This is a genomic window from Microbacterium sp. CFBP 8801 (assembly GCF_014839455.1).
GTDB lineage: Bacteria > Actinomycetota > Actinomycetes > Actinomycetales > Microbacteriaceae > Microbacterium.
In genome coordinates, this window is the sequence record NZ_JACYNU010000030.1 from 1 (window position 1) to 8,049 (window position 8,049).

General features: G+C 66.1%; 16 protein-coding genes. All 16 read left to right on the plus strand.

The window, feature by feature from the left end:
- Nucleotides 1-41: 41 nt before the first annotated feature.
- Nucleotides 42-440: a 50S ribosomal protein L22 gene (rplV, locus tag IFR11_RS15885; RefSeq protein WP_055833699.1), complete on the plus strand. Its 399-nt coding sequence runs from the start codon at nucleotides 42-44 to the stop codon at nucleotides 438-440.
- Nucleotides 440-1,198: a 30S ribosomal protein S3 gene (gene rpsC, locus IFR11_RS15890; RefSeq protein ID WP_055833702.1), complete on the plus strand. Its 759-nt coding sequence runs from the start codon at nucleotides 440-442 to the stop codon at nucleotides 1,196-1,198. The genes rplV and rpsC overlap by 1 nt, the downstream gene beginning before the upstream one ends.
- Nucleotides 1,198-1,617, plus strand: coding sequence for a 50S ribosomal protein L16 (rplP, locus tag IFR11_RS15895; protein ID WP_055833705.1), 420 nt, complete (start codon nucleotides 1,198-1,200; stop codon nucleotides 1,615-1,617). The genes rpsC and rplP overlap by 1 nt, the downstream gene beginning before the upstream one ends.
- Nucleotides 1,617-1,928, plus strand: a complete 312-nt coding sequence (gene rpmC / locus IFR11_RS16695; RefSeq protein ID WP_013584007.1) for a 50S ribosomal protein L29 — start codon at nucleotides 1,617-1,619, stop codon at nucleotides 1,926-1,928. Before rplP ends, rpmC begins: the two co-directional genes overlap by 1 nt.
- A complete protein-coding gene (gene rpsQ / locus IFR11_RS15905; protein WP_070408572.1) occupies nucleotides 1,928-2,260 on the plus strand; it encodes a 30S ribosomal protein S17 in 333 nt (110 codons plus the stop codon). The genes rpmC and rpsQ overlap by 1 nt, the downstream gene beginning before the upstream one ends.
- Nucleotides 2,261-2,294: 34 nt before the next feature.
- Nucleotides 2,295-2,663, plus strand: a complete 369-nt coding sequence (gene rplN / locus IFR11_RS15910; protein WP_055833708.1) for a 50S ribosomal protein L14 — start codon at nucleotides 2,295-2,297, stop codon at nucleotides 2,661-2,663.
- Between the two features lie 2 nt (nucleotides 2,664-2,665).
- Complete coding sequence (rplX, locus tag IFR11_RS15915) at nucleotides 2,666-3,025, plus strand: 50S ribosomal protein L24 (RefSeq protein ID WP_055833711.1); 360 nt, start codon at nucleotides 2,666-2,668, stop codon at nucleotides 3,023-3,025.
- Nucleotides 3,026-3,027: 2 nt separating this feature from the next.
- Nucleotides 3,028-3,618, plus strand: a complete 591-nt coding sequence (rplE, locus tag IFR11_RS15920; protein ID WP_055833716.1) for a 50S ribosomal protein L5 — start codon at nucleotides 3,028-3,030, stop codon at nucleotides 3,616-3,618.
- Nucleotides 3,619-3,708: 90 nt separating this feature from the next.
- Nucleotides 3,709-4,107 carry a 30S ribosomal protein S8 gene (gene rpsH / locus IFR11_RS15925; protein ID WP_055833719.1) on the plus strand — a complete coding sequence of 133 codons (399 nt, stop codon included), beginning with the start codon at nucleotides 3,709-3,711 and terminating at the stop codon, nucleotides 4,105-4,107.
- Nucleotides 4,108-4,114: 7 nt separating this feature from the next.
- Nucleotides 4,115-4,651 carry a 50S ribosomal protein L6 gene (rplF, locus tag IFR11_RS15930; protein WP_055833722.1) on the plus strand — a complete coding sequence of 179 codons (537 nt, stop codon included), beginning with the start codon at nucleotides 4,115-4,117 and terminating at the stop codon, nucleotides 4,649-4,651.
- Nucleotides 4,652-4,653: 2 nt separating this feature from the next.
- Nucleotides 4,654-5,013 carry a 50S ribosomal protein L18 gene (rplR, locus tag IFR11_RS15935; RefSeq protein WP_055833725.1) on the plus strand — a complete coding sequence of 120 codons (360 nt, stop codon included), beginning with the start codon at nucleotides 4,654-4,656 and terminating at the stop codon, nucleotides 5,011-5,013.
- Entirely contained in the window at nucleotides 5,010-5,690 is a 681-nt protein-coding gene (gene rpsE, locus IFR11_RS15940) for a 30S ribosomal protein S5 (protein ID WP_070408571.1), read from the plus strand. Before rplR ends, rpsE begins: the two co-directional genes overlap by 4 nt.
- Nucleotides 5,690-5,875: a 50S ribosomal protein L30 gene (gene rpmD / locus IFR11_RS15945; RefSeq protein ID WP_013583998.1), complete on the plus strand. Its 186-nt coding sequence runs from the start codon at nucleotides 5,690-5,692 to the stop codon at nucleotides 5,873-5,875. Before rpsE ends, rpmD begins: the two co-directional genes overlap by 1 nt.
- Nucleotides 5,875-6,408 carry a 50S ribosomal protein L15 gene (gene rplO, locus IFR11_RS15950; RefSeq protein ID WP_070408570.1) on the plus strand — a complete coding sequence of 178 codons (534 nt, stop codon included), beginning with the start codon at nucleotides 5,875-5,877 and terminating at the stop codon, nucleotides 6,406-6,408. Before rpmD ends, rplO begins: the two co-directional genes overlap by 1 nt.
- Nucleotides 6,409-6,516: 108 nt before the next feature.
- Entirely contained in the window at nucleotides 6,517-7,839 is a 1,323-nt protein-coding gene (gene secY / locus IFR11_RS15955) for a preprotein translocase subunit SecY (RefSeq protein WP_055833728.1), read from the plus strand.
- The coding region (locus IFR11_RS15960) for an adenylate kinase family protein (RefSeq protein WP_191916830.1) at nucleotides 7,836-8,049 on the plus strand (214 nt) is incomplete at its 3' end. The genes secY and IFR11_RS15960, both read left to right, overlap by 4 nt.

Genomic DNA, 8,049 nt, shown 5'->3' on the forward strand with positions numbered 1-8,049 from the left:
GGGCCGCCGCCGCTGACGCGGTGGCGCTAGAGGAGAGAGAAATGGTGGAGTCCATCGCACGCGTGCGACACATCCGCGTGACCCCTCAGAAGGCTCGTCGTGTCGTCGCGCTCATCAAGGGCAAGCAGGCCGAAGAGGCCCTCGCCATCCTGAAGTTCGCGCCCCAGGGCGCGAGCGAGCCGATCTACAAGCTCGTCGCCTCGGCGATCGCGAACGCTCGCGTCACCGCTGACAAGACGAACGAATACCTGGATGACGCCGACCTGTACGTGAAGAACGCGTACGTCGACGAGGGCACGACGCTCAAGCGTTTCCGTCCCCGTGCACAGGGTCGCGCCTTCCAGATCAAGAAGCGCACGAGCCACATCACGGTCGTGCTCGCGACGCCGGAAGACGCTGCTGCGGCCCCGGCGCGCGCCAACAAGAAGGCGAGCAAGTAATGGGACAGAAGGTCAACCCGTACGGCTTCCGCCTCGGCATCACCACCGACCACGTGTCGCGGTGGTTCTCGGACTCGACGAAGGCCGGTCAGCGTTACGCCGACTACCTCGCCGAGGACATCAAGATCCGTCGCCTGCTGACCACTTCGCTTGACCGCGCCGGTGTCAGCAACATCGAGATCGAGCGCACGCGTGACCGCGTCCGCGTCGACATCCACACCGCCCGTCCGGGCATCGTGATCGGTCGCCGCGGCGCCGAGGCCGAGCGCATCCGTGCCGACCTCGAGAAGCTCACCAGCAAGCAGATCCAGCTGAACATCCTCGAGGTCAAGAACCCCGAGGCCGATGCTCAGCTCGTCGCGCAGGGTGTCGCCGAGCAGCTCACCGCTCGTGTGGCGTTCCGCCGCGCGATGCGCAAGGGCCTGCAGGGCGCGCAGCGTGCCGGCGCCAAGGGTGTCCGCATCCAGGTGTCGGGTCGCCTCGGCGGCGCCGAGATGAGCCGCTCGGAGTTCTACCGCGAAGGTCGTGTGCCCCTGCACACCCTGCGCGCGAACATCGACTACGGCTTCTACGAGGCCAAGACCACCTTCGGGCGCATCGGCGTGAAGGTCTGGATCTACAAGGGCGACCTCACCAACAAGGAGCTCGCCCGCGAGCAGGCCAACGCGCCCAAGTCCCGCGGTCGTGACGACCGCGGTGGCGACCGTCGTCGTGGCCCGCGCAACGAGGCCCCCGTGGCAGAAGGAGCGTCGGCGTAATGCTCATCCCCCGCAAGGTCAAGTACCGCAAGCAGCACCACCCCGGCCGTTCCGGCCAGGCCACCGGTGGCACGCAGGTGTCGTTCGGTGAGTACGGTATTCAGGCGCTGACCCCCGCTTACGTGACCAACCGTCAGATCGAGTCCGCTCGTATCGCCATGACGCGTCACATCAAGCGTGGCGGAAAGGTGTGGATCAACATCTACCCCGACCGCCCCCTCACCAAGAAGCCGGCCGAAACCCGCATGGGTTCCGGTAAGGGTTCGCCCGAGTGGTGGGTCGCGAACGTCAAGCCCGGCCGCGTCCTCTTCGAGGTCGCGGGTGTCGACGAGCAGCTCGCTCGTGAAGCACTGACCCGAGCCATTCACAAGCTGCCCCTGAAGGCACGCATCATCAAGCGCGAGGAGGGCGACGCGTAATGGCGATCGGCACCAAGCAGCTCGCCCCGAGCGAGCTCGACACGTTCGAAGACCAGCGCCTCGTCGAGGAGCTGCGTAAGGCCAAGGAAGAGCTGTTCAACCTGCGCTTCCAGTCGGCCACCGGCCAGCTCGAAAGCCACGGTCGCATCCGTGCAGTCAAGCGCGACATCGCGCGTCTGTACACCGTGATCCGTGAGCGCGAGCTCGGCATCCGCGCCACCCCGGCCCCGGTCGAGGCGACGAAGGCGAAGAAGAGCAAGGCGAAGAAGGCGGACGCCGCTGACGACGCCGCGAAGGAAGAGGCGGAGTAATGGCTACCGCGAAGAAGGCAGAGGCCGAGGCGCAGGTCGTCGGTCACGAGCACTCTGAGAACGATGTGCGCGACGAGAACGCCCGCGGTTACCGCAAGGCGCGTCGTGGCTACGTCGTCAGCGACAAGATGGACAAGACCATCGTCGTCGAGGTCGAAGACCGCGTGAAGCACCCGCTCTACGGCAAGGTCATCCGCCGCACCTCCAAGGTCAAGGCGCACGACGAGACCAACTCGGCGGGCATCGGCGACCTGGTCGTCATCAACGAGACCCGTCCGCTGAGCGCCACCAAGCGCTGGCGCCTGGTCGAGATCCTCGAGAAGGCCAAGTAAGCCTCGCGCTTACTTGGAATCCAAGGAGTAAAAAGTGATTCAGAACGAATCCCGGCTGAAGGTCGCCGACAACACCGGCGCCAAGGAGCTGCTCACCATCCGCGTGCTCGGCGGCTCCAACCGTCGTTACGCGGGCCTCGGTGACGTCATCGTCGCCACGGTCAAGGACGCGATCCCCGGTGGAAACGTCAAGAAGGGCGACGTGGTCAAGGCTGTCGTCGTCCGTGTCGTGAAGCAGACCCGCCGTCCCGACGGCTCATACATCAAGTTCGACGAGAACGCCGCCGTGATCCTGAAGAGCGACGGGGAGCCCCGCGGCACCCGCATCTTCGGACCCGTCGGTCGTGAGCTTCGTGACAAGAAGTTCATGAAGATCGTCTCGCTCGCCCCGGAGGTCATCTGATCATGGCGAAAATCAAGAAGGGTGACCTGGTTCAGGTCATCACGGGCGCCAAGCCCGAGCGTGGCGGCGACCGCGGCAAGCAGGGCAAGGTCCTCGAGATCCTGACCGAGCAGAACCGCGTCATCGTCGAAGGCGTGAACTACGTCACCAAGCACAACCGCGTGGGCCAGTCCCAGCGCGGCACCAAGACCGGTGGCATCGAGACGTTCGAAGCCCCGATCCACATCTCCAACGTCGCGCTCGTCGACCCCTCGACCAAGAAGCCGACCCGCGTCGGCCGCCGGGTCGAGGAGCAGGTGAAGGACGGCGTCAAGCGCACCGTCCGCGTGCGCTTCGCGAAGAAGTCAGGCAAGGACCTCTGAACATGAGCACCGTGACTGCCGCGGAGACTGGCAAGATCCAGCCCCGCCTGAAGCAGAAGTACAACGCCGAGATCAAGAAGGCTCTGCAGGAGGAGTTCGGTTACCCGAACGTCATGCAGATCCCCGGACTGGTCAAGGTCGTCGTGAACACCGGTGTCGGCGAGGCCGCTCGCGACAGCAAGGTGATCGATGGTGCGGTCGACGACCTCACCAAGATCACCGGTCAGAAGCCCGTCGTCACCAAGGCTCGCAAGTCCATCGCGCAGTTCAAGCTGCGCGAGGGTCAGGCGATCGGCGCGCACGTCACCCTCCGCGGTGACCGCGCGTGGGAGTTCGTGGACCGTCTCGTCAACCTCGCTCTGCCCCGTATCCGCGACTTCCGCGGTCTCTCGGCCAAGCAGTTCGACGGCAACGGCAACTACACCTTCGGTCTCCAGGAGCAGTCCGTGTTCCACGAGATCGATCAGGACCGCATCGACCGCGTGCGTGGATTCGACATCACCATCGTCACCACCGCGAAGACGGACGAGGAAGGCCGCTCGCTGCTGCGTCAGCTCGGCTTCCCCTTCCAGTCGGCCGACGCTCAGGCCTGAACTCGGGCCCCCGGGTTTCCGGGGGCCCCTCATCGAAGGTCGGCTGTCGCGTAACGGCAGTCGAAACCTCATGAACGAAAGAAGCAACACATGACGATGACAGACCCGGTCGCAGACATGCTGACCCGTCTGCGCAACGCGAACTCGGCTCACCACGACTCCGTGTCGATGCCGAACTCGAAGCTGAAGACGAACATCGCCCAGATCCTCAAGCAGGAGGGTTACATCGCCGACTGGACCGTCGAAGACGCCCGTGTCGGCCAGACCCTCAACATGACGCTGAAGTACGGCCCGAACCGCGAGCGGTCGATCGCCGGCATCAAGCGCGTCTCCAAGCCCGGCCTCCGCGTGTACGCGAAGTCGACCGAGGTCCCCACGGTCCTCGGCGGGCTCGGCGTCGCCATCCTGTCCACCTCCTCCGGTCTCCTCACCGACCGTCAGGCCGAGCAGAAGGGCGTCGGCGGGGAAGTCCTCGCCTACGTGTGGTGATCTGAGAATGTCGCGTATCGGACGTCTTCCCATCGACATCCCCGCTGGCGTCACCGTTTCGGTGAACGGCCGGGAGGTCGCCGTCAAGGGCCCCAAGGGCGAGCTCGAGCTCACCATTGCCCAGCCCCTCGAGGTGTCGGTCGAAGAGAACCAGGTTCTCGTCACCCGCCCCGACGATGAGCGCGAGTCGCGGTCGCTCCACGGCCTGACCCGCACGCTCATCAACAACAACATCATCGGTGTCACCCAGGGCTACACCAAGGGCCTCGAGGTCGTCGGTACGGGTTACCGCGTGGCGCAGAAGGGCAGCTCGATCGAGTTCGCCCTCGGCTTCTCGCACCCCGTCCTGATCGAGCCGCCCGCAGGTATCACCCTCACGGTCGAAGGCAACAACAAGGTCACCGTGAGCGGCATCGACAAGCAGGCCGTCGGCGAGGCCGCCGCCAACATCCGCAAGATCCGCAAGCCCGAGCCGTACAAGGGCAAGGGTGTGCGGTACGCGGGCGAGGTTGTGCGCCGCAAGGCCGGAAAGAGTGGTAAGTAGCCATGGCTGTCAAGACAAAGTCCGTCGCCCGTGCCCGTCGCCACGCGCGCCTTCGCAAGAAGGTCGTCGGCACCGAGCTGCGTCCCCGTCTCGTCGTGACGCGCTCGGCGCGCCACGTGTTCGTCCAGGTCGTGGACGACAGCAAGGGCCACACCGTGGCCTCTGCCTCCACCCTCGAGACCGACCTGCGCGGGTTCGACGGTGACAAGACCGCCAAGGCCCGCAAGGTCGGCGAACTCGTCGCCGAGCGTGCCAAGGCCGTGGGCGTCGCCGACGTCGTGTTCGACCGTGGCGGTAACCGCTACGCCGGCCGTGTCGCCGCGATCGCCGACGGAGCTCGCGAAGGAGGGCTGAACCTGTGAGTGACAACAAGGAGACCGAAGTGACCGAGCAGACTGCACCGGTAGAGGGTGCGGCTGCGGCCACGGCCCCCGCCGAGCGTGAGCGCGAGCCGCGTCGCGGTGGTCGCGAGCGCAACACCAACCAGCGCGACCGTGGTTCGCGCGACCGCAACGAGAGCCAGTTCCTCGAGCGCGTCGTGACGATCAACCGCGTCTCGAAGGTGGTCAAGGGTGGTCGTCGCTTCAGCTTCACGGCGCTCGTCGTCGTGGGTGACGGCAACGGTGTCGTGGGCGTCGGTTACGGCAAGGCCCGCGAAGTCCCCCTCGCCATCTCCAAGGGTGTCGAAGAGGCCAAGCGCAACTTCTTCCGCGTCCCGCGTTCGGGTTCGACCATTCCCCACCCCGTCCAGGGTGAGGCTGCCGCCGGTGTGGTGCTCCTGCGCCCCGCCGCTGCCGGTACCGGTGTTATCGCCGGTGGTCCCGTCCGCGCCGTCCTCGAGTGCGCCGGCATCCACGATGTCCTGTCGAAGTCGCTCGGCTCGTCGAACACGATCAACATCGTGCACGCGACCGTCGCAGCCCTGAAGCAGCTCGAAGAGCCCCGCGCCGTGGCAGCCCGCCGTGGCCTGGAGTTCGACCAGGTCGCCCCGGCCCGCCTCGTGCGCGCCGAGGCCGCCGCCCAGAAGGTAGGTGCCTGATGGCCGAGCGTCTGAAGGTCACGCAGATCAAGTCCAAGGTGAGCGAGAAGCAGAACCAGCGTGACACGCTGCGTTCGCTCGGTCTCAAGCGGATCGGCGACTCGGTCGTCCGTCCCGACGACGCGCAGACGCGCGGTTACGTCAAGACCGTCGCCCACCTCGTCAAGGTTGAGGAGATCGACTAATGGCTGACAAGAAGGACGAGACCGCAACGGTCGCCGCCCCGAAGAAGGCCTCGGCCCGTAAGACGGCTGAGAAGAAGGAAGCCCCCGCGGCGCGCCCCGGCGTGCTGAAGGTCCACCACCTGCGTCCCGTCCCGGGAGCCCACAAGGCCAAGACCCGCGTGGGTCGCGGTGAGGGCTCGAAGGGTAAGACCGCCGGTCGCGGTACCAAGGGAACCAAGGCCCGCTACCAGGTCCGGGTCGGCTTCGAGGGTGGGCAGATGCCGCTGCACATGCGCACCCCGAAGCTCCGTGGCTTCAAGAACCCGTTCCGCGTCGAGTACCAGGTCGTGAACCTGGACAAGCTCGCCGAGCTCTACCCGCAGGGTGGCGACGTGACCGTCGCCGGCCTCGTGGCCAAGGGTGCCGTCCGCAAGAACGAGAAGGTCAAGGTGCTCGGCACCGGCGACATCTCGGTCGCGCTGACCGTCTCGGTCGACAAGGTCTCCGGCTCCGCTGAGCAGAAGATCGTCGCCGCCGGCGGTTCCGTCAACTGACGCACGACCCCTGAGGGGCCGGCGGCCTTACGGCCGTCGGCCCCTTCTGGGTTAGTCTGATTTGGTGTGCGCCCTGCGGCGTGCCGAGATCGTTCTGGAGGAATCCCCTTGTTCAGCGCCATCGCGCGGGTTTTCCGCACGCCCGACCTGAGGCGGAAGATCGCCTTCACGCTGGGCATCATCGCCATCTACCGGCTCGGTGCCCACGTCCCCACGCCCTTCGTCGACTTCCCCAACGTCCAGCAGTGTCTGAACCAGTCGGGCGGCACCGAGGGGCTGCTGTCGCTGGTCAACCTCTTCTCGGGCGGCGCACTGCTGCAGCTGTCGATCTTCGCGCTCGGCGTCATGCCCTACATCACGGCCACCATCATCGTGCAGCTCCTGCGCGTCGTGATCCCGCACTTCGAGACCCTCTACAAAGAGGGCCAGGCGGGGCAGGCCAAGCTCACCCAGTACACGCGCTACCTGACGATCGCTCTGGCTCTGCTGCAGTCGACGACCCTCGTCACCGTGGCCCGCTCGGGACAGCTGTTCGGCTCGGCCGGCATCCCCGAGTGCCAGCAGCTGCTCACCAATGACATCTGGTGGGCGCAGCTGCTCATGATCATCACCCTGACCGCCGGCACCGGCCTGGTCATGTGGTTCGCCGAGCTGGTCACCGAGCGCGGTGTCGGCAACGGCATGTCGATCCTGATCTTCACCTCGATCGCGGCGACGTTCCCCGGCGCCATGCTGTCGATCCTCACCTCGCGCGGCGTGGAGGTCTTCCTCCTCGTCCTCGCCGTGAGCATCGTGATCGTCGCACTGGTCGTCTTCGTCGAGCAGTCCCAGCGCCGCATCCCCGTGCAGTACGCGAAGCGCATGGTCGGGCGTCGCACCTACGGCGGCACGAACACCTACATCCCGATCAAGGTGAACATGGCCGGCGTCGTGCCCGTCATCTTCGCCTCGTCGCTGCTGTACATCCCCGCCCTCATCGCGCAGTTCAACCAGCCGCAGGCGGGCCAGGAGCCGGCCGGTTGGGTGACCTGGATCTCGCAGTACCTCACGCGCGGCGACCACCCGCTCTACATGCTCGTGTACTTCCTGCTGATCGTCGGCTTCACGTACTTCTACGTGGCCATCACCTTCAACCCGGTCGATGTCGCCGACAACATGAAGAAGTACGGCGGGTTCATCCCCGGCATCCGTGCGGGTCGTCCGACGGCCGAGTACCTCGACTACGTGTTGACGCGCATCACCCTGCCGGGATCCATCTACCTCGGTCTGATCGCGCTGCTGCCGCTCGTGGCGCTGGCGACGGTCGGGGCAAACCAGAACTTCCCGTTCGGCGGAGCATCGATCCTCATCATCGTGGGTGTCGGTCTCGAGACGGTGAAGCAGATTGACGCGCAACTCCAGCAGCGTCACTACGAAGGGCTGCTGCGATGACCGCGCGTCTTCTGATCGTGGGGCCCCAGGGCTCGGGCAAGGGAACGCAGGGCGTCCGCGTCGGCGACGCCCTCGGCATCCCGGTCGTCTCGACGGGCGACGTCTTCCGTTCGAACGTCGCCGAGGGAACAGACCTCGGTCTGCAGGTGAAGTCGATCATCGACGGGGGAGACCTCGTCCCCGATGAACTGACGAGCGCGGTCGTGCGCG

What these genes read in the sequence shown, in the direction of transcription:
- rplO (WP_070408570.1), top strand. Translation starts at nt 5,875, where the DNA reads ATGGCTGACAAGAAGGACGAGACCGCAACGGTCGCCGCCCCGAAGAAG.
- rplV (WP_055833699.1), top strand. Translation starts at nt 42, where the DNA reads ATGGTGGAGTCCATCGCACGCGTGCGACACATCCGCGTGACCCCTCAG.
- rpsH (WP_055833719.1), top strand. Translation starts at nt 3,709, where the DNA reads ATGACGATGACAGACCCGGTCGCAGACATGCTGACCCGTCTGCGCAAC.
- rpmD (WP_013583998.1), top strand. Translation starts at nt 5,690, where the DNA reads ATGGCCGAGCGTCTGAAGGTCACGCAGATCAAGTCCAAGGTGAGCGAG.
- rplR (WP_055833725.1), top strand. Translation starts at nt 4,654, where the DNA reads ATGGCTGTCAAGACAAAGTCCGTCGCCCGTGCCCGTCGCCACGCGCGC.
- rpsC (WP_055833702.1), top strand. Translation starts at nt 440, where the DNA reads ATGGGACAGAAGGTCAACCCGTACGGCTTCCGCCTCGGCATCACCACC.
- rpsQ (WP_070408572.1), top strand. Translation starts at nt 1,928, where the DNA reads ATGGCTACCGCGAAGAAGGCAGAGGCCGAGGCGCAGGTCGTCGGTCAC.
- rplP (WP_055833705.1), top strand. Translation starts at nt 1,198, where the DNA reads ATGCTCATCCCCCGCAAGGTCAAGTACCGCAAGCAGCACCACCCCGGC.
- rplE (WP_055833716.1), top strand. Translation starts at nt 3,028, where the DNA reads ATGAGCACCGTGACTGCCGCGGAGACTGGCAAGATCCAGCCCCGCCTG.
- rplX (WP_055833711.1), top strand. Translation starts at nt 2,666, where the DNA reads ATGGCGAAAATCAAGAAGGGTGACCTGGTTCAGGTCATCACGGGCGCC.
- rpmC (WP_013584007.1), top strand. Translation starts at nt 1,617, where the DNA reads ATGGCGATCGGCACCAAGCAGCTCGCCCCGAGCGAGCTCGACACGTTC.
- rplF (WP_055833722.1), top strand. Translation starts at nt 4,115, where the DNA reads ATGTCGCGTATCGGACGTCTTCCCATCGACATCCCCGCTGGCGTCACC.